The organism is Microbacterium sp. NPDC055599 (genome assembly GCF_053618975.1).
The window spans coordinates 65,086-87,952 of sequence record NZ_JBSHIM010000007.1 but is presented as its reverse complement, the minus strand read 5'-3'; the positions used below and the strand labels follow the sequence as shown (position 1 = coordinate 87,952).

General features: G+C 70.7%; 19 protein-coding genes and 1 tRNA gene. 11 read left to right on the top strand and 9 right to left on the bottom strand.

The window, feature by feature from the left end; genetic code table 11:
- Window positions 1-28: 28 nt before the first annotated feature.
- The 5 genes from ACWGQ1_RS08480 (at window position 29) to ACWGQ1_RS08460 (ending at window position 1,972) form a co-directional block, all read left to right on the top strand.
- Window positions 29-101, top strand: a tRNA-His gene (locus ACWGQ1_RS08480).
- Window positions 102-189: 88 nt separating this feature from the next.
- Window positions 190-819 (top strand): LysE family transporter, encoded by a 630-nt coding sequence (locus tag ACWGQ1_RS08475; protein ID WP_452312776.1) that lies wholly within the window; start codon window positions 190-192, stop codon window positions 817-819.
- Window positions 820-852: 33 nt separating this feature from the next.
- Window positions 853-1,200, top strand: a complete 348-nt coding sequence (locus ACWGQ1_RS08470; protein WP_136031862.1) for a metallopeptidase family protein — start codon at window positions 853-855, stop codon at window positions 1,198-1,200.
- Window positions 1,201-1,202: 2 nt separating this feature from the next.
- Window positions 1,203-1,493, top strand: coding sequence for an ATP-dependent Clp protease adapter ClpS (gene clpS / locus ACWGQ1_RS08465; protein ID WP_136031860.1), 291 nt, complete (start codon window positions 1,203-1,205; stop codon window positions 1,491-1,493).
- Window positions 1,490-1,972 (top strand): DUF2017 family protein, encoded by a 483-nt coding sequence (locus ACWGQ1_RS08460; protein ID WP_136037382.1) that lies wholly within the window; start codon window positions 1,490-1,492, stop codon window positions 1,970-1,972. Before clpS ends, ACWGQ1_RS08460 begins: the two co-directional genes overlap by 4 nt.
- A 16-nt stretch (window positions 1,973-1,988) precedes the next feature.
- On the opposite strand, the gene ACWGQ1_RS08455 is transcribed toward ACWGQ1_RS08460, so the two are convergent.
- The 6 genes from ACWGQ1_RS08455 to gatC are packed head-to-tail and all read right to left on the bottom strand — an operon-like array spanning window position 1,989 to window position 7,547.
- Complete coding sequence (locus tag ACWGQ1_RS08455; protein ID WP_452312775.1) at window positions 1,989-2,570, bottom strand: hypothetical protein; 582 nt, start codon at window positions 2,568-2,570, stop codon at window positions 1,989-1,991.
- Window positions 2,554-2,871, bottom strand: coding sequence for a hypothetical protein (locus tag ACWGQ1_RS08450; RefSeq protein ID WP_136031854.1), 318 nt, complete (start codon window positions 2,869-2,871; stop codon window positions 2,554-2,556). Before ACWGQ1_RS08450 ends, ACWGQ1_RS08455 begins: the two co-directional genes overlap by 17 nt.
- A gap of 38 nt (window positions 2,872-2,909) precedes the next feature.
- Window positions 2,910-4,169: a DNA polymerase IV gene (locus ACWGQ1_RS08445; protein ID WP_247981642.1), complete on the bottom strand. Its 1,260-nt coding sequence runs from the start codon at window positions 4,167-4,169 to the stop codon at window positions 2,910-2,912.
- Window positions 4,170-4,216: 47 nt separating this feature from the next.
- Window positions 4,217-5,734 carry an Asp-tRNA(Asn)/Glu-tRNA(Gln) amidotransferase subunit GatB gene (gene gatB, locus ACWGQ1_RS08440; protein ID WP_452312774.1) on the bottom strand — a complete coding sequence of 506 codons (1,518 nt, stop codon included), beginning with the start codon at window positions 5,732-5,734 and terminating at the stop codon, window positions 4,217-4,219.
- Window positions 5,734-7,251, bottom strand: a complete 1,518-nt coding sequence (gene gatA / locus ACWGQ1_RS08435; protein ID WP_452312773.1) for an Asp-tRNA(Asn)/Glu-tRNA(Gln) amidotransferase subunit GatA — start codon at window positions 7,249-7,251, stop codon at window positions 5,734-5,736. The genes gatB and gatA overlap by 1 nt, the downstream gene beginning before the upstream one ends.
- Entirely contained in the window at window positions 7,248-7,547 is a 300-nt protein-coding gene (gatC, locus tag ACWGQ1_RS08430) for an Asp-tRNA(Asn)/Glu-tRNA(Gln) amidotransferase subunit GatC (protein WP_136031845.1), read from the bottom strand. Before gatC ends, gatA begins: the two co-directional genes overlap by 4 nt.
- 64 nt (window positions 7,548-7,611) lie before the next feature.
- Here gatC and ACWGQ1_RS08425 point away from each other — a divergent pair, with 64 nt between their 5' ends.
- The 3 genes from ACWGQ1_RS08425 to ACWGQ1_RS08415 are packed head-to-tail and all read left to right on the top strand — an operon-like array spanning window position 7,612 to window position 11,676.
- Complete coding sequence (locus ACWGQ1_RS08425) at window positions 7,612-9,312, top strand: long-chain-fatty-acid--CoA ligase (RefSeq protein ID WP_452312772.1); 1,701 nt, start codon at window positions 7,612-7,614, stop codon at window positions 9,310-9,312.
- Between the two features lie 46 nt (window positions 9,313-9,358).
- Window positions 9,359-11,212 (top strand): DEAD/DEAH box helicase, encoded by a 1,854-nt coding sequence (locus ACWGQ1_RS08420; RefSeq protein ID WP_446724364.1) that lies wholly within the window; start codon window positions 9,359-9,361, stop codon window positions 11,210-11,212.
- Between the two features lie 2 nt (window positions 11,213-11,214).
- Window positions 11,215-11,676, top strand: a complete 462-nt coding sequence (locus ACWGQ1_RS08415; RefSeq protein WP_452312771.1) for a GNAT family N-acetyltransferase — start codon at window positions 11,215-11,217, stop codon at window positions 11,674-11,676.
- Between the two features lie 15 nt (window positions 11,677-11,691).
- Here the strand turns inward: ACWGQ1_RS08415 and ligA are convergent, their stop codons facing one another.
- Genes ligA through ACWGQ1_RS08400 form a run of 3 tightly spaced genes read right to left on the bottom strand, consistent with a single transcriptional unit; the run spans window position 11,692 to window position 16,328 of the window.
- Window positions 11,692-14,007, bottom strand: coding sequence for an NAD-dependent DNA ligase LigA (gene ligA / locus ACWGQ1_RS08410; protein ID WP_452312770.1), 2,316 nt, complete (start codon window positions 14,005-14,007; stop codon window positions 11,692-11,694).
- A gap of 38 nt (window positions 14,008-14,045) precedes the next feature.
- Entirely contained in the window at window positions 14,046-15,143 is a 1,098-nt protein-coding gene (gene mnmA, locus ACWGQ1_RS08405) for a tRNA 2-thiouridine(34) synthase MnmA (protein WP_136045266.1), read from the bottom strand.
- A gap of 9 nt (window positions 15,144-15,152) precedes the next feature.
- Window positions 15,153-16,328 carry an aminotransferase class V-fold PLP-dependent enzyme gene (locus ACWGQ1_RS08400; protein ID WP_452312769.1) on the bottom strand — a complete coding sequence of 392 codons (1,176 nt, stop codon included), beginning with the start codon at window positions 16,326-16,328 and terminating at the stop codon, window positions 15,153-15,155.
- Between the two features lie 104 nt (window positions 16,329-16,432).
- Between ACWGQ1_RS08400 and glgX the strand changes: the two genes are divergently transcribed.
- From glgX to glgB, 3 genes are all read left to right on the top strand, one after another.
- Complete coding sequence (gene glgX / locus ACWGQ1_RS08395; RefSeq protein ID WP_452312768.1) at window positions 16,433-18,505, top strand: glycogen debranching protein GlgX; 2,073 nt, start codon at window positions 16,433-16,435, stop codon at window positions 18,503-18,505.
- A 64-nt stretch (window positions 18,506-18,569) separates the two neighbouring features.
- Window positions 18,570-20,642 (top strand): maltotransferase domain-containing protein, encoded by a 2,073-nt coding sequence (locus ACWGQ1_RS08390; RefSeq protein ID WP_452312767.1) that lies wholly within the window; start codon window positions 18,570-18,572, stop codon window positions 20,640-20,642.
- Window positions 20,639-22,846, top strand: a complete 2,208-nt coding sequence (gene glgB, locus ACWGQ1_RS08385) for a 1,4-alpha-glucan branching protein GlgB (RefSeq protein ID WP_452312766.1) — start codon at window positions 20,639-20,641, stop codon at window positions 22,844-22,846. Before ACWGQ1_RS08390 ends, glgB begins: the two co-directional genes overlap by 4 nt.
- The last annotated feature ends 21 nt before the right edge of the window (window positions 22,847-22,867 follow it).

Genomic DNA, 22,867 nt, shown 5'->3' with positions numbered 1-22,867 from the left:
TAGGGTTGCCCGCGCAGGCGGGCGCATGGTGGGTATAGCTCAGTTGGTAGAGCGCCTGGTTGTGGTCCAGGAGGTCGCGGGTTCAAGCCCCGTTACTCACCCGGAGAGAAGAAGCCCGGTTCCTCGGAACCGGGCTTCTTCCGTTTCGAGGCGCGGATCGACGCTGCCCTGCGGCTCTAGACTGGAGCCGTGTCACTGGCGGTCTGGTTCTCGCTCCTCACCGCGTCGGTGGTGATCAGCTTCACGCCCGGCGCTGGCGCGATCAACACGATGTCGAACTCCCTGTCGCAGGGCTGGCGGCGCTCCATCTGGGGCATCATCGGCCAGCAGATCGCTCTGATCGTTCACGTCGTGATCGTCGCCGCGGGCGTCGGTCTGCTCGTCTCCCGATCCGAGGTGCTGTTCACCCTCATCCGCTACGCGGGCGCCGCCTACCTCGTCTTCCTCGGCCTCCGCCTCATCCTCAGCCGCCCGACACCACCGCTCGACGACGCGCCCATCCCCGCACCGGCGCACGAGAGCCATTGGCCGATGATGCGCCGGGGCTTCTGGGTCAACCTGCTCAACCCCAAGGCGATCGTCTTCTTCCTCGCGTTCATTCCTCAGTTCATCCGGCTCGACCAGCCACAGCTTCCCCAGTACCTCGCGCTGATCGCGACGGTCGTCGTGGTCGACGTGCTGGTGATGTGGGGGTTCTTCGCGGTGGCGGCCCGGCCCTTCCGCCGCCTGACGGCCTCGCCGCGCGGGCAGTGCATCCTCAACGGCGTCTTCGGCGGCCTGTTCATCCTCGTGGCAGCGCTGCTGGTCCTGCTGCACTGACCGGTGTCCCGAATGGCCCCTAGGCTGGTCTGGATGGACATGGACGCCGGCGCATTCGAGGCCCTCGTGATCGAGGAGCTGGACCTGCTGCCCGACGACATGGTGGACCGCCTCGACAACGTCGTGTTCGTGGTCGAGGACCGCCCCGAGGACGGCAGTCTCGACCTGCTGGGGATGTACGACGGTCTCGCACTGACGGAACGCACACAGTACGGCATGGGCGAACTCCCGGATCGGATCATCGTCTACCGCGAGCCGCACCTCGCCCAGTGCGAGACCCTCGATGAACTGCGCGACGAGATCCACACGACGCTCGTGCACGAGATCGCGCACTTCCACGGCATCGACGATGCGCACCTGCACGAGCTGGGATGGGCGTGACGATGAGCACGGCACTCCCCGATCTCGACGAGAGCACGGATCTGTCCGCCGCACCGCTCGAGCCCTGGCAGGTCGTCGTCTGGAACGACCCGGTGAACCTCATGAGCTACGTGGTCCGTGTCTTCCGCACCTACTTCGGCTACACCGAGGAGCACGCCACCGCACTCATGCTCGCCGTGCACAACGAGGGCCACGCGATCGTGGCGACAGGGCCGCGCGAGACGATGGAGGTCCACGCGCAGGCGATGCACGACTACGGGCTCTGGGCGACCGTGCGGAAGGCATCCGCATGACCGCCCCCCTCATCCTCACCGTCGCCGCCATCGAGGGCGCCCAGCTCCTGCGGATCGTCGACGACTTCCTCGCCCTCATCGCCGAGCAGGATCCGAATGACCCCGCGATCGCCCGACTGACGCCCAACCCCTATCCCGACGACGAGGGGGCCGCCGCCGCGTTCGCAGCGGCCACTCGCGACGACGTGACCGACCGGCGTGTCCTGGATGCGCGCACCGTGCGGTCGGCGCTCTCCGCCTTCGACCCGGAGGCGCCGCTCACGCCGGAACAGGCCCGCGAGCCCCGGGAGGTGACGATCCGGCGAAGCGACATCGACGCCTGGCTGCGCACCCTCACCGCCATCCGTCTGGTGATCGCGACGCGGCTCGGCCTCACCGTGGAGGAGCCCGTCGCGGGTGGTGAGGCGATGGCCGTGTACGACTGGCTCGGCTACCGGCTCGAACTGCTCATCGAAGCGGCCGACGACATCGGGGCCTGAGACCGGATACCGGCGGTCACGGCACCGTGACGATGCGCGTCGCCAGCTCGCGCGGGTGGTGCTGCAGGAGGTGCTGACGCTCCTGCGCCGCCCACCGCTCCCAGTGCGGTCGGTACGTGTCGCCGTCCCTCGCGAGCGCGCGCGCCTTTCGCGACTCCTCCCCCGCCTCCACCCAGATGCGGACATCGGCGAGGTCGGCCGTCGACGGACGGAGGATGCCGCTGCCTTCGACGATCACACCGAGCGATGGGTCGACGGCATGACTCTCCGCCTCCGTGTTCTGCTCCCAGTCCCACCGACGCCAGGAGCCGAGCAGGCCCCGCCCGTGCGGCCGCAGGATTCCGTCCACCGCTCGCTCCACGCCGGACTCCAGGCCGTCCCAGCCCGGGTACAGCGAGTCGAGGGCGATGACCTGCACCCGTCCGACGAGCGGCCAGTTCCGCGCGAGCAGCTCCGCCAGCGAGGTCTTGCCAGCACCGCTCCCGCCGTCGATGACCACCATCGGGTTCGCCGCAGCGAGGACGCGGATGTCCTGCGCGATCAGTGCCGCGGCCTGGCGAAGCGCCGCCGCGACGGGATCGTCACTTCTTGAGGGCACGGATGATGCGCGTGAGGGCACGACCGGTGACCCACACGAAGGGCACCGCCACGACGAGCAGCGTCACGATGTTCGGCTCGAAGCGGAGCCCCTCCTCGCGGCGCACGTAGACGCCGACGGGAATCGAGACACCGCCCCCACCGCCGCCCTCGGCACCGTCGCCGCTGCCGCCCCCGAAACCGGAGTAGGTGAATGCGACCGGCGTCACGCTCACGCCGTCGACATCCTGCGGCTCACCGTACGCGCTCTTCACGCCGAAGGACGCGACCTGCTTCCCGAGTTCCAGTGCAATGTTCGGCATGCTCCCACGGTAGCCGACCCCGCCCGCGTGCGCGCCCCTCAATCCGCGATGCCGTGGTCTTTCGGATGCCGCGCGGCCCCGCGACCCTCGCCGCGACCGATGTGACGCGCGCGGCTGATCGTCGCCGTCCCGAAGCGGGCGATCGCCTCGTCCACCGCCCCCTCCACGCGGCGCCAGTCCTCGTCGTCGTCCCAGAGCGCCAGGGCGGAGCCGCCCGCCGGCTGCAGTCTCTCGGCCCGCACGCCGACCAGACGGATCGGATCGCGCCGATCGATCTGCTCGAACAGAGTCTGCGCCGCTTCCCCGATGCGCTGGCTCACGGCTGTCGGGTCGCTCAGGGTCTGCGACCGGGTGACCGTGCGGAAGTCGGCGAAGCGGATCTTGATCGACACGGTCGACGTCTCCCACCCGGCACGACGCAACCGCGCGCCCACGCGATCGGCCAGCCGCAACAGCTCCGCACGCAGGAACGCGCGGTCGTCGACATCGACGTCGAACGTCTCCTCGTGTCCGATACTCTTCTCCACGCGCTCGGTGTCCACCGCCCGCGCATCCCGGCCCCACGAGAGCTGCGCCAGCCGCGCACTCAGCGCCGGGCCCACTGCACGGTCGAGCATGTCGGCCGTGGTCGCCCTGATGTCGCCGATCGTACGGATGCCTCGCGCCTCCAGCGCCTCCGCCGCCTTCGGCCCCACACCCCACAACGCGCGCACCGACCGCGGGGCCAGGAAGTCGAGCGTCTCCGCGGCCGATACCACGAGCATGCCGTCGGGTTTCGCGATCGTCGACGCCATCTTGGCGACGTGCTTCGTCTCGGCCACGCCCACAGAGCACGTGATGCCGACCTCCGCCGAGACGCGCTCCCGGATCTGCGCGGCGATCCTCGCCGGGCTCCCCCACAGCCGACGCACGCCCTGCACATCGAGGAACGCCTCATCGACGGACAGGGGCTCCACCAGCGGGGTGAACGACTCGAAGATCGCCATCACCTGGCGCGAGACCGCCTGATAGCGGGGGAAGTGCGGCGGTACCACCCTGGCCGTCGGGCACAGGCGGAGAGCCTGCGAGACGGGCATCGCGGACCGCACGCCGTAGCGCCGCGCCTCGTACGAGGCACTGGAGACGACGGAACGACCGTCCGGCGAGCCGATGATGAGGGGCAGGCCCCGCAGACTCGGATCGTCGAGCACCTCGACCGCGGCGTAGAACGCGTCCATGTCGACATGCAGGATGCGGGTTCCGGTGTCGTCGGCATCGGCCGCGGACACCATGCGCCCTCTGCCGTCACCGTGTCCCATGCATCCATTCTCTCCCGGGCCCCGGACACGAGGCCCGGGAGAGACGGCTACTGGGCAGCGCGCTCGAGGATGAGCTCGCGCACGCGTGCGGCGTCGGCCTGACCCTTCATGGCCTTCATGACCGCACCGATGATCGCACCGGCGGCCTGCACCTTGCCGTCCTGGATCTTCGCCATCACGTCGGGCTGTGCGGCGAGGGCCTCATCGATCGCCGCGACGAGCGCGCCGTCGTCGGACACCACGGCCAGGCCCCGGGCATCGACCACCTGCTGCGGACTGCCCTCGCCGGCGATGACGCCCTCGAGCACCTGACGGGCGAGCTTGTCGGTGAGGGTCCCCTCGTCGACGAGCTTCTGCAACGCTGCGACGTTCTCCGGGGTGATTAGTTCCGTAGCGTCCTTCTCCTGCGCGTTCGCCAGGCGGCTGATCTCACCCGTCCACCACTTGCGCGCGGTCGCCGGCGACGCGCCCGCCGCGATCGTCGCCTCGACGGCCTCGAGCAGGCCGCCGTTGCGGACGTCCTGGAACTCGAGCGGCGTGAAACCCCACTCGGCCATGAGCCGGCGGCGCCGGGCGACGGGCTGCTCGGGCAGTGCCGCGCGCAGCTCCTCGATCAGCTCCGGGGCGGGCTGCACCGGGAGGAGGTCCGGCTCGGGGAAGTACCGGTAGTCGTCCGCGTCGGACTTCGGACGGCCCGGCGAGGTGGTGCCGGTGTCCTCGTGCCAGTGGCGGGTCTCCTGGATGATCGTGCCGCCGTCGGCGAGGATCTGCGCCTGGCGCTGGATCTCGTACCGGACGGCGCGTTCCACGGAGCGCATCGAGTTGACGTTCTTCGTCTCGGTACGCGTGCCGAGCTTCTCCTGCCCCCGCGGACGCAGCGACACGTTGGCGTCGCAGCGCAGGTTGCCCCGCTCCAGCCGGGCCTCCGAGATGCCCAGACCGCGCACGATGTCGCGGATCGCCGCCACGTACGCCTTCGCCACCTCCGGCGCCCGGTGCTCGGTGCCGAAGATCGTCTTGGTGACGATCTCCACCAGCGGCACCCCTGCGCGGTTGTAGTCGACCAGCGAGTACTCCGCGCCCTGGATGCGTCCGGTCGCGCCGCCCATGTGGGTGAGCTTGCCCGCGTCCTCCTCCATGTGCGCGCGCTCGATCGGGATGGTCACCATGGTGCCGTCTTCGAGCTCCACCTCGACCGACCCCTCGAACGCGATCGGCTCGTCGTACTGCGAGATCTGGTAGTTCTTGCCGAGGTCGGGGTAGAAGTAGTTCTTTCGCGCGAACCGGCTCGACTCCGCGATCGAGCAGCCCAGTGCGAGTCCGAGGCTGATCGACGAGCGCACGGCCGTCTCGTTCACGACCGGCAGCGACCCGGGCAGACCGAGGTCGACCGGGGCGATGAGCGTGTTGGGCTCGGCGGCGTGATACGCCTCGTTCGCCGGGTTCGGCGCGTTGGAGAACATCTTGGTGTTCGTGTTGAGCTCGACGTGCACCTCGAACCCGAGCACAGGCTCGAACAGCTCGAGAGCCCTGTCGAAGTCCATCAGCTTGGCTGCGGCGGCCATCAGCGGTTCCCTCCTGCGAGCTGCGGTGCGCGGGTGAGGAGCGGTGCCCCCCACGAGTCGACGAGGAGCGTCTCCAGCGCCGCTCCCACGCGGTAGAGACGGGCATCCTCCCTCGCCGGAGCCAGGAACTGGATGCCCACGGGCAGGCCGTCGTCGTCGGACAGGCCGCTCGGGATCGAGATGCCGGGCACACCCGCGAGGTTCGCGGGGATCGTGGTGATGTCGTTGAGATACATCTGCAGCGGATCGTCGATCTTCTCGCCGAGCTTGAACGCCGTGGTCGGCGCCGAAGGCGTGGCGATCACGTCGACCTGGCAGAAGGCGGCGGCGAAGTCCTGCTGGATGAGCGTGCGGACCTTCTGGGCGCTGCCGTAGTACGCGTCGTAGTAGCCCGCGGACAGCGCGTAGGTGCCGAGGATGATGCGTCGCTTCACCTCGTCGCCGAATCCGGCGTCGCGCGTGGCGGACATGACGTCCTCGACCGTGGGGTTGCCCTCCGGCGTCACGCGCAGACCGAAGCGGACCGAGTCGAACTTCGCCAGGTTGCTGGACGCCTCCGCCGGGAGGATCAGGTAGTACGCGGCGACGCCGTACTCGAAGTGCGGCGCGTCGATCTCGACGATCTCGGCGCCCTGAGCCTCCAGGAGCGCGAGGGCGCTGCGGAACGACGCGGCGACCCCCGGCTGGAAGCCGCTGTCGGGAAGCTCACGGATGACACCGACGCGGAGACCTCTGAGGCCGTCCCCGCTCGCACCTTCACGCGCTGCAGCGGCGAACGACGGCCACCGCTCGTCGAGCGACGTCGAGTCCTTCGAGTCGTGGCCGCCGATCGCATCGTGCAGCAGACCGGCGTCGAGCACCGTGCGGGTGACCGGGCCGACCTGGTCGAGGCTCGACGCGAGGGCGATCGCGCCGTAGCGGCTGACTCCGCCGTACGTGGGCTTCACCCCGACCGTGCCGGTCACGTGAGCAGGCTGACGGATCGAGCCGCCCGTGTCCGAGCCGAGCGCGAGCGGGGCCTCGAACGCGGCCACGGCGGCGGCCGAACCGCCGCCGGATCCACCGGGGATCCGGTCGAGATCCCAGGGGTTCCGCGTCGGGCCGTACGCGGAGTGCTCCGTCGACGAGCCCATGGCGAACTCGTCCATGTTCGTCTTGCCGAGCGGGATGAGACCGGCCGCGCGCGAGCGGGCGACGACGGTCGCGTCGTACGGCGACCGGTAGCCCTCGAGGATGCGCGAGCCGCTGGTGGTCGGCTGGTCGGTGGTGACCAGGACATCCTTGATGGCGAGCGGGACCCCGGCGATCGGGCCGAGCTCCTCCCCTGCCGCACGGCGTGCGTCGACGGCAGCGGCCGCGTCGAGCGCGTGCTCGTTGATGTGGAGGAACGCGTGCACGTCGCCGTCGACCGCGGCGATACGGTCCAGGTGCGCCTGGGTGGCCTCGACGCTGGAGACCTCACGCGCCGCGAGCTTGTCGGCGAGTTCCGCCGCAGTCAGCCGGATGATGTCGCTCACTGCTCTTCTCCCAGGATCGCGGTCACCCGGAAGCGGCCGTCGGCGGCGTCGGGGGCGTTCTGCAGCACCTGCTCGTGCGTGAGCGTCTGCCCGACGACGTCTGGACGGAAGACGTTGCTCAAGGGGATCGGGTGGCTCGTGGCGGCGACGTCGGCCGTGGCCACCTCCGACACCTTGGCGATGTTGTCGACGATGGCGTCGAGCTGGCCCGTGAGCCGCGTCACCTCGTCGTCGTTCAGCTGGATGCGCGCGAGCACGCCGAGATGGCGCACAAGATCAGGGGTGATTTCAGACACGACCCCAGTCTAGTTGGGGTGCCGTCGCCCGCTCGGCGCGTCGCGGCGCGCCTAAGCTGGGCGCGTGAGCACGTTCCAGCCTCCTCGCCCGTGGATCGCCAGCTACGCCGACGGCGTCCCCGAGGATCTCGCCCCCGTCACCGGTTCCCTCGTCGACATCGTCGCCGCGTCCGCCCGCGACTACCCCGACGCTCCCGCGCTGCAGTTCTTCGGCCGCGAGACCACGTACGCCCGACTGCAAGATGCGATCGACCGGGCCGCCACCGGACTCCGCGACCTCGGCGTGCGTGCGGGCGACCCGGTCGCGATCGTGCTGCCGAACTGCCCACAGCACATCATCGCCTTCTACGCCGTGCTGCGTCTGGGCGCCGTCGTCGTCGAGCACAACCCGCTCTACACGCCGCGCGAGCTGCGGAAGCAGTTCGAGGATCACGGCGCCAAGCACGCGATCGTGTGGAACAAGGTCGTCGCCACCGTGCAGGACTTCCCCGCCGACCTCGCCGTGACGAACCTCGTCTCCGTCGACGTGACGCGCGCGATGCCCGCCCTCACCCGCTTCGCTCTGCGGCTGCCCGTCGCGAAGGCGCGCGAGTCCAGGGCAGCGCTGACCGAGCGCGTGCGCGGAACCGTGGTGTGGGACTCGCTCGTGGCCTCCGACCCGCTTCCGGCGTCGCATCCGAGACCGAACACGGACGACCTCGCGATCATCCAGTACACCTCGGGCACCACCGGAACTCCGAAGGGCGCCGCGCTGACGCACCGCAACCTGCTGGCGAACGCGGCGCAGGCGCAGGCATGGGTGCCGTCGATCCAGCGCGGCAAGGGCTGCGTGGTGTACGCCGTGCTGCCGATGTTCCACGCCTACGGGCTGACGCTGTGCCTCACGTTCGCGATGTCGATGGGGGCGCGGCTCGTGCTGTTCCCCAAGTTCGACCCCGACCTCGTGCTCGATGTCGTCAAGAAGCACCCCGCCACCTTCCTCCCGCTCGTGCCCCCGATCGCCGACCGGCTGCTCGCGGCCGCGCAGGCGAAGGGCGTCTCCCTGGACGGCATCGAGGTCGCGATCTCCGGGGCGATGGCCCTGCCGCACGACCTGGTCGTCCCCTTCGAGGCCGCGACCCACGGGTACCTCGTCGAGGGCTACGGGCTGAGCGAGTGCTCGCCCGTGCTGATGGCGAACCCCGTGGCCGACAACCGCGTGCCGGGCACCGTCGGCCTCCCCCTCCCCGGAACGGAGTGCCGCGTGGTCGACCCTGAGGACCCGACGCAGGACGTACCGGCGGGGTCGGCGGGCGAGCTCGTCGTCCGCGGCCCGCAGGTGTTCTCCGGCTACTACGGCAAGCCGGAGGAGACCGACGCCGTGTTCGTCGACGGCTGGTACCGCACGGGAGACATCGTCACGATCGACGAGGCCGGCTTCGTCCGCATCGTCGACCGCATCAAGGAGCTGATCATCACCGGCGGCTTCAACGTCGCCCCCACCGAGGTCGAGAACGCGCTGCGGCAGCACCCGTCGGTCGTGGACGCCGCCGTCGTCGGACTGCCCAGCGAGCACTCGGGCGAGGAGGTCGTCGCCGCGATCGTCGTCGACGGCGGAGCCGACGTCGACGTCGAAGCGATCCGCGCGTACGCCCGCAGCATCCTCACCCCGTACAAGGTGCCGCGCCGCGTGTTCGTGGTCGACGAGCTGCCGAAGTCGCTCATCGGCAAGGTCCTGCGCCGCCAGGTCAAGGAGAAGCTGCTCGCGCTCACCACCGGCGCCTGAGCCGTCTGCACAGGTGGTGGCGGCCGGCGCGCGCTACCCTTGGGAAGTGACCCCTGAAGACGCAGTGCCCACCGACGCCCCCGACGAGTCCCCCGCAACCCCCGGATTCGAGGAGCTCGGCATCACCGGGCCCGTCCTCAAGGCCATCCGAGACCTCGGCTACGAGACCCCCTCCCCGATCCAGGCCGCGACGATCCCGACCCTGCTGTCGGGCCGCGACGTGGTGGGCATGGCGCAGACCGGCACCGGCAAGACCGCGGCCTTCGCGCTCCCCGTGCTGGAGCGCCTCGACACCGCACAGAAGACCCCGCAGGCCCTCGTGCTCGCCCCCACGCGCGAGCTCGCGCTGCAGGTGTGTGAGGCGTTCGAGTCGTACGCCTCACGCATGAAGGGCGTCCACGTGCTGCCCGTGTACGGCGGTCAGGGGTACGGCGTGCAGCTGTCGGCGCTGCGCCGCGGTGTGCACGTGGTCGTCGGAACCCCCGGTCGCATCATGGACCACCTCGCCAAGGGCACGCTCGACCTCTCGGAGCTGCAGTACCTGGTGCTCGACGAGGCGGACGAGATGCTGAAGATGGGCTTCGCGGAGGATGTCGAGCAGATCCTCGCCCAGACGCCGGAGGAGAAGCAGGTCGCGCTGTTCTCCGCCACGATGCCCGCCCAGATCCGACGCCTCGCGCAGCAGTACCTCCGCGACCCGGAGGAGATCACGGTCAAGTCCAAGACCGCGACCAACACGAACATCACCCAGCGGTACCTCGTGGTGTCGTACGCGCAGAAGGTGGACGCCCTCACGCGCATCCTCGAGGTGGAGAACTTCGACGGGATGATCGTCTTCGTCCGCACCAAGAACGAGACCGAGACGCTCGCGGAGAAGCTCCGCGCTCGCGGCTACTCCGCCGCCGCGATCAACGGCGACGTGCCCCAGGTGCAGCGCGAGCGCAGTGTCAACCAGCTCAAGGACGGCAAGCTCGACATCCTGGTCGCGACCGACGTCGCCGCGCGCGGTCTCGACGTGGAGCGCATCAGCCACGTCATCAACTTCGACATCCCCACCGACACCGAGTCGTACGTGCACCGCATCGGCCGGACCGGGCGCGCCGGGCGGACCGGCGACGCGATCAGCTTCATCACCCCGCGCGAGCGCTACCTGCTCAAGCACATCGAGAAGGCCACGCGTCAGACGCCGACGCAGATGCAGCTGCCGACCACGGAGGACGTCAACACCACGCGCCTCGCACGCTTCGACGACGCCATCACGACCGCGCTGTCCGAGACCGCCCGCATCGACGCGTTCCGCGACATCATCGCCCACTACGTGCGCCACCACGACGTGCCGGAGAGCGATGTCGCCGCGGCTCTCGCCGTGGTCGCGCAGGGTGAGCGTCCACTCCTCCTCGACCCCGCGGACGACCCGCTCGCCCGAGCGGTCGCCGCCGACAACCGTCCTCCGCGTGAGCGCGCACCGCGCGACACGCGGGAGACGCGTGAGCCCAGGGAACGCCGGGGCCGTGGAGACTATGCGGCGTACCGCATCGAGGTCGGACGACGGCACCGCGTGGAGCCGCGGCAGATCGTCGGCGCGCTCGCGAACGAGGGCGGCCTCGGTCGCGACGACTTCGGCGCCATCAACATCCGCCCCGACTTCTCGATCGTGGAACTGCCGGCCAACCTCGACCCCGCCGTCCTCGAGAAGCTCCGCGACACCCGCATCTCCGGGCGGCTGATCGAGATCGCGCCCGACCGTGGCCCCGGGGCACGCCGGGGAGCTGCGCGCGACCGCGGGAACGACGACAGCGCGGGCCGCGGCTATCGCGGTGACCGCCATGACCGTGACGATCGCGGACCCCGCGGTCCCCGCGAGGACAAGCCGTTCCGGAAGCCCCGTCACAAGAGCTGATCGTGCGTATCGACCGTGCGGACCGCCGAGACGTCGCGGGGCTCGCGCTGCTCAAGTGGCAGGACGTGCCGGACGAGCTGACGGCGGGACGGTCGTTCGACGAGTTCACGGCGGAGCTCGCCGCCTGGTGGAGCCTCCACGAGGACACGCACTCGGCGTTCGTAGCGAGGGCGGACGACGGCGAGCCCGTCGGGGTCGCCTGGGTCGCGATGCTCCCCCGGGTGCCGCGCCCCGGGGCCGCGGACCGGGTCTCGGCCGACGTGCAGAGCGTGTTCGTGCTGCCGGAGCACCGCGGGCGCGGAACCGGGCGAGCACTGGTCGCGGCGGCGTGCGCTCACGCGGTGTCCCTCGGCGCAGGACGCGTCACCGTGCACGCGAGCGAGGAGGCCGTGACGCTGTACCGCGGGCTCGGCTTCGCCGACTCCCCTCGGCTGCTGCAGTTCCTGCCTCCCACGGACACCTGACCCGCGGGCACCCGTTCAGCCGAGGGCGTCGGGTCCCTCGGTCACCAGCAGGTGGAACTGTGCAGCGTCGAGGATGCGGATGCCCAGTTCCTCGGCCTTCGCGAGCTTGGAGCCGGCGCCCGGACCTGCCGCGACGAAGTCGGTCTTCTTCGACACGCTCGACGCGGCCTTGCCCCCCGCCTTGATGATCGCCTCCTGCGCTCCCTCGCGCGTGTAGCCGTCGAGCGAACCCGTCGCGACGACCGTGAGCCCGTCGAGCACTCCGCCCTCGGCGACCGCAGCCCCGGGCCCCGGGTGCCCCGGCGTCGCCCACTGCACCCCCGCCTCGCTCCAGCGCCGCACGATCTCCTGGTGCCAGTCGACCTCGAACCATGCGAGCAGCGAGTCGGCGATGATCCCGCCGACGCCCTCGACCGCGGCGAGCTCCTCCCGGGAGGCCGCCCGGATCGCGTCCAGCGAACCGAACCACTGCGCGAGGGCTCGAGCCGCCACCGGGCCCACGTGACGGATGTTCAGCGCGACGAGGAGTCGCCACAGATCTTTCGTCTTGGCCTTCTCGAGCTCGGCGAGGAGCGTGAGCGCCTGCGAGGAGGGCTGGGGACCCTCGCGCCCCGCCTTCCTCTCGGCCGCCGTCGAGTTCCGGCGGAACGGCGCCCTCGTCTTCACGAGACCGTCCTCGTCCTCACGCGGCAGCCCGGTCTCGGCATCCCGGACCACGACCTCGATCGGCACGAGCTGGTCGAGCGTCAGCGCGAACAGCCCGGCCTCCGTCTCCAGCGGCGGCACGGCGGGTGACGTCGGCTGCGTGAGGGCCGCGGCCGTGACCTCGCCCAGCGCCTCGACGTCGAGCGCGCCGCGCGACCCGATGTGCTCGACACGCCCGCGAACCTGTGCGGGACACGAGCGCGCGTTCGGGCAGCGCAGGTCGATGTCGCCCTCTTTCATCGGCCGCAGCGGTGTTCCGCACTCCGGACAGTCGGCAGGCATCACGAACTCGCGCTCGGTGCCGTCCCGCTTCTCCACGACCGGCCCGAGCACCTCGGGGATCACGTCACCGGCCTTGCGCAGCACCACGGTGTCGCCGATGAGCACGCCCTTGGCCTTCACGACGTCCTTATTGTGCAGCGTGGCCTGACGCACGACCGACCCCGCGACGTGCGCGGGCGCCATCACCGCGAACGGGGTCGCCCGGCCCGTGCGTCCGACCGACACCACGATGTCGAGGAGCGTCGTCTGCACCTCCTCGGGCGGGTACTTGTAGGCGATCGCCCACCGGGGTGCCCGGCTGGTCGCGCCGAGCTCGTCATGCAGCTCCAGCTCGTCGACCTTCACCACGATCCCGTCGAGCTCGTGCTCGATGTCGTGCCGGTGCTCGCCGTAGTACTCCACGAAGTCGACGACCTCATCGATGCTGCGGCACACCCGCGTGTGCGGGCTCGTCGGCAGGCCCCATTCGGCCAGCAGGTCGTACACCTGGCTCTGCGCGGCCACCGGCGGCTGTGCCCAGGCGCCGATGCCGTGCACGTACAGCGCGAGCGACTCGATCCGCAGGAGCCCCGCCTCCAGTTCGAGCCCGTCCTTCTTGTCGATCTGCTGGCGCAGACCACCGCTGGCGGCGTTGCGCGGATTCGCGAACGCGGGGAACCGACGTGCCGCAGCCGTGCGCGCCTTCTCCTCGTCGAACGGCTTCTTCACGCCGCCGCGTGCCTCCCACCGGGCGAGCGCGTCGGCGTAGGCGCGCTCGCGGAAGGCGGCCTGCGCGGCGTTGAGCCGTTCGAACGCCGCGACCGGGATGAACACCTCGCCGCGGACCTCGACGATCGGCGGATGCCCCTCACCACGCAGTCGCTGCGGGATCTCCGGCAGACGGAGCGCGTTCTCCGTCACGATCTCGCCCACCCGGCCGTCACCGCGTGTGGCGGCGGAGGTGAGCACCCCGTTCTCGTAGCGGAGGTTGATCGCGAGTCCGTCGATCTTGAGCTCGGTGAGCCAGTCGACGTCACGACCGGCCGCCGCGCGGGTCTTGGCCGCCCACTCCCGCAGCTCGTCGACGGAGAACACGTTGTCGAGGCTGAGCATGCGCTCGGCGTGCTCGATCGTGGCGAGACCGGTGGCCTCCGCCGCTCCCACCATCTGCGTCGGCGAGTCCTGGCCCTGCAGTTCGGGGTGCAGGCGCTCCAGCTCTTCCAGACGCCGCATCCACCCGTCGTAGGTCGCGTCGTCGACGAGCGAGGTGTCGCGTCCGTAGTAGGCGTCTTTGGCCTCGAGGATGCGGGTCGTCAGCTCCTCGGCCTCGATCCGAGCGTCTTCCAGTGAGATGTTCTCCGCCACCTGCTCAGTCTAGGAGCGGCCGCCGACATCCGCCGGGATCAGACGCCGACCGGAACCGCCGAGACCGTGGTGTCGATCGTGAACTGGCCCAGCACGCGCGTGCCGACGTACAACACCGCGGTCTGCCCCGGTGCGACGCCGTCGAGCGGAACCTCCGGAGCCACACGGACGCCGTCCGCGGTCACGGTGGCCGTGGCGGGAACGGGGTCGGCGTGCGCGCGGATCTGCACGTCGCATGCGAAGGACGACTCCACGGGCGCCGCGCCGGCCCAGCTGAACCGCTCCCCCGCGATCTCGGCGATCGCGAGCGCCTCCTTCGGCCCGACGACCACGGTGTTGGACACCGGCCGGACCTCCAGCACGAACCGGGGCTTGCCGTCCGCGGCCGGCACCCCGAGCTTGAGCCCTCGCCGCTGCCCCACCGTGAAGGCGTGCGCGCCCTCGTGCTCGCCGACCACCGCGCCGCTGCGGTCGACGATCTCCCCGGCCTCCGCACCGACCTTCTCCGCCAGCCACCCGCGCGTGTCGCCGTCCGGGATGAAGCAGATGTCGTGGCTGTCGGGCTTCTGGGCGACGGTCAGGCCCCTGGCTGCCGCCTCAGCGCGCACGACCGCTTTGGAGGGCGTCGTGCCGAGCGGGAAGTAGGTGTGCGCGAGCTGCTCGGCGGTGAGCACACCGAGCACGTACGACTGGTCCTTGGCGTTGTCGGATGCCCGGTGCAGCTCCCGGCCGTCCGGCCCCTCGATCAGGGTGGCGTAGTGCCCCGTGCAGACGGCGTCGAAGCCCAGCTCGATCGCCCGTTCCAGGAGCGCGGCGAACTTGATCTTCTCGTTGCAGCGCATACAGGGGTTCGGGGTGCGCCCGGCGCGGTACTCGGCGATGAAGTCGTCGATCACGTCGTCACGGAACCGCTCCGAGAAGTCCCACACGTAGAAGGGGATCCCGAGCAGGTCGGCGGCGCGGCGCGCATCGAGCGCGTCCTCGATCGTGCAGCAGCCGCGGCTGCCCGTGCGCAGCGTCCCGCCCGCGCGGGACAGGGCGAGGTGCACGCCGACGACGTCATGCCCGGCCTCGACCGCCCTCGCCGCGGCGACGGCGGAGTCGACGCCGCCGCTCATCGCCGCAAGGATACGCATGGGTCCAGTCTACGAGCGCGCAGCTGAGCCGGCGCCGGACGCACGCGCATACGCGTCCGCGATCACCGTCAGCACGGCGTCCACGTCATCATCGCGGGAGGTGCGCCCCAGAGAGAAGCGCAGCACGCTGCGGGCGTCTCGCTCCGACCGGCCCATCGCCATCACCACGTGGGAGGGCTCCGCGACCCCCGCCTGACAGGCCGAGCCGGTGGACACCGATACCCCGGCGACGTCGAGGAGGAAGAGCAGGCTCTCCCCCACGGCCCCCGGGAACAGCAGCTGCGCATTGCCCGGCAACCGCACGTGCGGGTCGCCCAGGAGCTCGGCGGCGGGCACCCGCGCGCGAACGCCCTCGACGAGGCGGTCGCGCAGAGCACGCAGCCGACGCGCCTCCTCCTCGCGCTCGCTCTCGGCCAGCTCGACCGCGGTGGCCAGCGCCGCCGCACCCGCCACGTCCTGCGTGCCTGCCCGGAGCCCCCGCTGCTGTCCACCGCCGCGCAGCAGCGGAGCGAGACGAGCCGATCGGGCGACCAGCAGTGCGCCGGTCCCGACCGGAGCACCCACCTTGTGGCCCGCGATGCTCAGCGCGACGAGCCCGCCATGACCCTCCGCCGACCCGCGCAGGCCCCGGAAGGAGAGCGGCACGTGGCCCAGGGCCGCGACCGCGTCGAGGTGCAACGGCACGCGGTTGTCGGCCGCCGCCGCCGCGAGGGCGGCCACATCGTTGATCGTGCCGGCCTCGTTGTTGGCGACCAGAGCCGTCGCGAGCGCGGCACCCGGAAGCGCGGCGGCGAAGCGGGGGTCATCGATGCGCGCCTCCGGCGACACCGGGACCGCGCGGACCTCCGCGCCCTCCGCGGCGAGAGCCGCGACGGTGTCCATCGTGGCGTGATGCTCCCCGTCGGGCAGCACGATCGCGGTGGTGCCCGCGTCCCGTGCGCGCCAGAGCCCCTGCACGGCGAGGTTGATCGACTCCGTGCCCCCCGAGGTGAACACGACCTCGATCGGGTCGGCGTGGAGCACGGCGGCGAGCCGCTCCCTCGACTCCTCCAGCAGGCGTCGCGCGTCCTGTCCGGCGCCGTGCGTCGACGAGGCGTTGCCCACGACGGTCGCCGCTTCGAGCCAGGCGTCGCGGGCCGCCGCGCGCAGAGGCGTGGTCGCCGCGTGGTCGAGGTAGTGCCGCATACCTCGATTCTCCCCCGTTCCCCGGTCGTGCGGACACGGTCGTGCCTCTGGGACCGGGTCCGCGCCGACATGAGACTGAAATGCAACACGCCTAGGGTGTATTCATGCCTGTCTCCCGCGTCCCCGTCGTCCCCGGCGGATCGGCCCTCGACGATCTCGGCGTCCGCCTGCACGACGGCGGCGGCACCCTGCGGGTCTGGTCGGGCAACGCCTCGTCGATGGAGCTGGTCGTCTTCGACGCGACCGACCTCGACTGGGTCACGGACCAGGCCGCGCTCGAGCGTCGGCCGGGCGGCGTGTGGGAGGTCACGTCTGCCCTGCTCCAGCCAGGAACCCGGTACGCGGTCCGCGTGGGAGGGCCGCACGGCCCCGGCAACACGTTCAACCCCGAGACGCTGCTGCTCGACCCCTACGCGAAGGGCCTCGCCCAGGGACACGGCTACCAGGAGTGGCGGTCGGTGGTCATCGTCGACGGCTTCGACTGGGGGAACACGAGCAAGCCGCGCATCCCGCTCGATCGCACCGTGATCTACGAGGGCCATCTCAAGGGCATGACCAAGCGCCACCCCGAGGTGCCGCCCGCGCTGCACGGCACGTACGCGGGTCTCGCACACCCCGCGATGATCGAGCACTTCCACGCGCTCGGCATCACCTCCGTCGAGCTCCTGCCCGTGCACGCCTTCGTGCCGGAGCCGCGCCTGCTCGAGCGCGGCCTCACCAACTACTGGGGCTACAACACCCTCAACTACTTCACGCCTCACGCCGCGTACGCCACCGAGGACGCCCGCAAGCGCGGACCGGAGGCGATCATCGCCGAGTTCAAGGGCATGGTGAAGCTGCTCCACGAGGCCGGGCTCGAGGTCATCCTCGACGTCGTCTACAACCACACCTCGGAGGAGGGCATCGGCGGCCCGCGCTCGAGCCTGCGCGGTATCGACAACGCGAGCTACTACCGGCAGGACGGGAACGGCGTCTACATCGACACCACCGGGTGCGGCAACACGCTGGACACCAGCACCGACGCCGGCGCCCGCCTCGTCCTGGACTCGCTGCGGTACTGGGCGGAGGAGATGCAGATCGACGGTTTCCGCTTCGACCTCGCGACCGCGATCGCCCGAGACGCCGCCCACACGTACACCCCCGAGCATCCGCTGCTGCGGGCGATCGCCGCCGACCCCGTGCTCGCCGACACCAAGCTCATCGCCGAGCCGTGGGACGTGGGGCTGGGCGGCTGGCAGACGGGCAACTTCCCCACGGGGTGGCACGAGTGGAACGACCGCTACCGCGACCGGGTGCGCAACTTCTGGCTGAGCGACATCGACTACGCCCGTCGCGCCTCCGCCCCGGTGGGCATCGGCGGCTTCGCCACGCGCCTCGCGGGCTCCTCCAACACCTTCAGCGAGGAGCGCGGTCCGCTCGCCAGCATCAACTTCGTCACGGCACACGACGGCTTCACGCTCCACGACCTCGTCTCCTACGACGTCAAGCACAACGAGGCGAACGGCGAGAACAACCGCGACGGCGCCGACACCAACCGCGCCTTCAACCACGGCGTCGAGGGCCCCACCGACGATCCTGCGATCCTCGCTGCCCGCCGGAAGGCCATGCGCAACCTCCTGGGCACGGTCCTGCTGTCCGCGGGCATCCCCATGCTCACCGCCGGCGATGAGGTCGGGCGCACTCAGCGCGGGAACAACAACGCCTACGCCCAGGACTCTCCGCTCACGTGGCTCGGGTGGGACCTGGAGCCGTGGCAGGAGGATCTGCGGGCGCACGTCACGCGGCTCATCCGGCTGCGACAGGAGAATCCCGCGCTGCGCCCCAGCCGCTACGCCCGGCTCGGCGAGCACATCCCGAACGCGTCGGTCATGGACTGGTACGACCAGAACGGCGAGACGATGGAACCGGGGCAGTGGAACGATCCCGGCAACCGCACGCTGCAGTACGTCGCCGCCTCCACGCCCGACACCGAGGCGGCGAACCGCATCCTCCTGATCGTGCACGGCACGGAGGCGCCGATCGACGTGCGACTGCCGCTGGAGATCGACGGCGCGAACCGGTTCGTCTCGCTCTGGTCGAGTGCCGACGAGCACCCCTCCGCGCACGCGGAGGTCTTCGAGCCCGGCGACGTCCTGTCCGTTCCCGGCACCTCGATGCGCCTGTTCCGCGTCGAGTGATAGCACGGTTCTGCGCCCGGGTCGAGCGGTAGGCTCCGGCACACCGGAGCGGTAGATTCGCACTGTGACTGCACGTGCTGGTACCCGGCCCCCGGCTCTCCGGAGCCCCGCTCAGATCCCGCCGCGCGAGTTCGACGGCGCCGACCTCCCCGGCGAGCTGCGCACGACGCGGATCCCGCTCCTCGACGGCTCGCCCTCGGTCCCCGGCGGCTTTCCCGCGAAGGCGTTCGCCGGCGAGGTCGTGCCGTTCCGGGTGGTGTCGTTCCGGGAAGGGCACGACCTCATCGGCGTGCACGTGCGCCTCACCGCCCCCACCGGAGAGCGGAGCCTGCACCGCCTGACCGCGCTCGCGGACGGCACCGACACGTGGACGGTCTCGATCGCGCTGGACCTGGAGGGTCCGTGGCGGTATCGCTTCGAGGCCTTCTCCGACGACTACGCCACCTGGGCGCATGCCGCACGGCTCAAGCTCGCCGCCAGCGTCGATGTCCCGGTCGTGGCCGCACTCGGCGCCGAGCTGCTGGCCAGGGCCGCCGCCGAGAAGGACCGGCCAGCGGCCCAGCGTCGCCGCCTGCGCGAGGGCGCCGAGGCGCTGCGCACGGGAGACGCCGCGATCGCCGCCTCCCTCGCGGCAGACCCGGAGCTCGCGGTCGTCTTCGCCGAGCGTCCCCTGATGTCGCTGCGCTCCGCCTCTGCGGACCAGCACCTCCACGTCGATCGCACGCGAGCAGGAGTGGGCGCCTGGTACGAGTTCTTCCCCCGCTCGGAGGGGGCGCGGCGGCTGAGGGACGGCTCGGTGCGGAGCGGCACCTTCCGGACGGCTGCGAAGCGGCTCCCCGACGTGGCGGCCATGGGGTTCGACGTGATCTACCTCGTGCCCATCCACCCCATCGGCTCGACCAACCGCAAGGGACGCAACAACACGCTGGTGGCCGAGCCGGGCGATCCAGGATCCCCGTACGCGATCGGTGCGGCCGAGGGCGGGCACGACGCCATCCATCCCGACCTCGGTAGCGCCCAGGACTTCCGGGCCTTCGTCCGGGCTGCCGAGAAGGAAGGGCTCGAGGTCGCGCTCGACCTCGCGTTGCAGGCGTCCCCCGACCACCCGTGGGTCCGCGAGCATCCGGAGTGGTTCACGACCCTGCCGGACGGCACGATCGCCTACGCGGAGAACCCGCCCAAGAAGTACCAGGACATCTATCCGCTCAACTTCGACAACGACCCCGAGGGCATCGCCGCGGAGATGCTGCGGGTCGTGCAGCACTGGGTGGCACAGGGCGTGCGCATCTTCCGGGTGGACAACCCGCACACGAAGCCGCTCCGGTTCTGGGAGTGGCTCATCCGCACCGTGAACGAGAGCGATCCGGGGGTCGTGTTCCTCGCGGAGGCCTTCACCCGTCCCGCCGTCATGCGGGCGCTCGCTGCGGTGGGTTTCCAGCAGAGCTACAGCTACTTCACCTGGCGCAACACCAAGGCGGAGCTGGAGGAGTTCCTCACCAGCATCTCCCACGACACCGCGGACTACATGCGACCGAATCTGTTCGTGAACACGCACGACATCCTCACCGAGTACCTCCAGTTCGGTGGCCGGGCGGCCTACCGCATCCGGGCCTGCATCGCGGCCACCGCGGGGCCGGTGTACGGGGTGTATGCGGGATACGAGCTCTTCGAGAACGTGGCGCGTCCCGGCTCGGAGGAGAACATCGACAACGAGAAGTACGAGTACAAGTTCCGCGACTGGCGCGGTGCCGAGGAGCGCGGTGAGTCCCTCGCCCCGCTGCTGCGTCGGCTCAACGCGATCCGCGCCGAGCATCCGGCGCTGAGGCAGCTGCGGAACCTGGAGACCCACTGGAGCGACGACGACGCCGTCCTGGTCTACAGCAAGCACCTCGATGCGGCGTTCACCGGCACCGGACAGGCAGACACGATCATCGTGGTCGCGAACGTCGACCCGCACTCGGTCAGGGAGACCACGGTCCACCTCGACACGACCCGCTGGGGTGTCCCCCCGGGCGAACCGTTCGAGGTCGAGGATCTGTTGACCGGCAGTGTCTGGACCTGGAGCGACCACAACTACGTGCGGCTCGACGCCTTCGCCGAGCCGGTGCACATCCTGAAGGTGAGGGAGAGAGCATGAGCTTTGCCGAAGAAGCGATCGCATCCGCCGAGTGGGTCGCCGTCGCCGAGGGACAGCACCACGATCCGCACGCCGTGCTGGGAACCCATCCCGCCGAGGACGCCGCGGGGCGGACGGTCACGATCATCCGCGCCCGCCGCCCGCTGGCCTCCTCCGTCGCCGCCGTGTTCGCCGACGGCACCCGGCTCGAGCTCTCGCACGTGACCCACGGGCTGTGGGAGGGCCGTCACCCCGGGCCGCCCGTCCCCTATCGACTGGCGACGCGCTACCGCGACGTGGACGACGAAGCGATCACCGGCGACCCGTACCGTCACTCCCCCGCGCTCGGCGAGCTCGACCTGCACCTCATCGCGGAGGGACGGCACGAGCGGCTCTGGGAGGTACTGGGAGCGCATCCCACCACGCACGGCGGCGAGGCGGGTGTCGCGTTCGCGGTCTGGGCGCCGAACGCCAGCGCCGTACGCGTGGTCGGAGACCACAACGGGTGGAACGGCGAGACGCACGCCATGCGGTCGATGGGCGTGAGCGGCGTCTGGGAGCTGTTCATCCCCGACCTGCCGCTCGGCACCCGGTACAAGTACCAGATCCGCACCCGCGCCGGTGCGTGGATCCTCAAGGCCGACCCGATGGCGCTCGCCGCGCAGCTGCCGCCGGAGACCGCGTCGGTCGTCACCGCCTCGACCTATGCGTGGCAGGACGGCGCGTGGATGACCCGGCGCGCCGCGACCCACGCGGTCGCGCAGCCGCTCTCGGTCTACGAGGTGCACCTGGGCTCCTGGCGGGGCGATCTCGGCTACCGTGAGGTCGCCGATCCCCTCATCGAGCACGTGCAGCAGACGGGGTTCACCCACGTGGAGTTCCTCCCGCTCGCCGAGCACCCGTTCGGCGGCTCCTGGGGCTACCAGGTCAGCGGGTACTACGCGCCGACGAGCCGCTACGGCACGCCGGACGATCTGCGCTACCTCATCGACCGCTTGCACCAGGCGGGCATCGGCGTGATCCTCGACTGGGTCCCCGGCCACTTCCCGAAGGACGAGTTCGCGCTCGCCCGCTTCGACGGCCAGCCCCTCTACGAGCACCCCGATCCCCGCCGCGGCGAGCATCAGGACTGGGGCACGCTCATCTTCGACTACGGTCGCCCCGAGGTCCGCGGCTTCCTCGTCGCGAACGCCCTCTACTGGCTGGAGGAGTTCCATGTGGACGGGCTGCGCGTCGACGCGGTCGCCTCGATGCTGTACCTCGACTACTCGCGCCGCGACGGCGAGTGGGAGCCCAACGTCCACGGGGGTCGCGAGAACCTCGAGGCGATCCGGTTCCTCCAGGAGGTGAACGCCACCGCCTACCGCCTGCACCCCGGGATCCTCATGATCGCGGAGGAGTCGACGAGCTTCCCCGGCGTCACCGCGCCCACGGATCACGCGGGACTCGGGTTCGGGTTCAAGTGGAACATGGGCTGGATGAACGACTCGCTGCAGTACATCGCCCGCGACCCGATGTATCGCGCGCACCATGAGGGCGAGATGACGTTCTCGTTCGTCTACGCCTTCGGCGAGAACTACGTGCTGCCCATCAGTCACGACGAAGTGGTGCACGGGAAGGGCAGCCTGCTCGCGAAGATGCCCGGCGACCACACGCACAAGCTCGCCAACGTCCGCGCCTACCTGGCCTACATGTGGGGACACCCGGGCAAGAAGCTGCTGTTCATGGGCCAGGAGTTCGGGCAGCTCGCCGAGTGGTCGGAGGGGCGCGAACTCGACTGGTGGCTGCGCGAGCAGCCCTCGCACGCCCAGCTGCAGGACTTCGTCGGCGCGCTCAACGGCGTGTACCGCGCCCAGGCGCCGCTGTGGGAGCGTGACAGCGACGGATCGTCGTTCACGCGGCTCGGCGCCCCCAGCTGGGACCCCTCCGTGATCGCCTTCGAGCGGCGCGACGCCCACGGCGGGCGGCTGGTGGTCGTGAGCAACTTCGCCGGGGTCGAGCGCACCGGCTACCGACTCGCACTCCCCCGCGAGGGCGTGTGGCAGGAGGTGCTCAACTCGGACGCCGCGGAATACGGAGGACACGGATCGGGCAACCTCGGGATGGTGGTCGCCGTGCGCGACGACAGCGGCACCGCGACGGCGGCGATCACGCTCCCCGCACTGTCGACCCTCTGGCTGCGTTACCAGCCCGAGCCGCACGTCCCCACCGTCAACAACGGCTGAGCTGCGCCGGCCGCGCCCCGC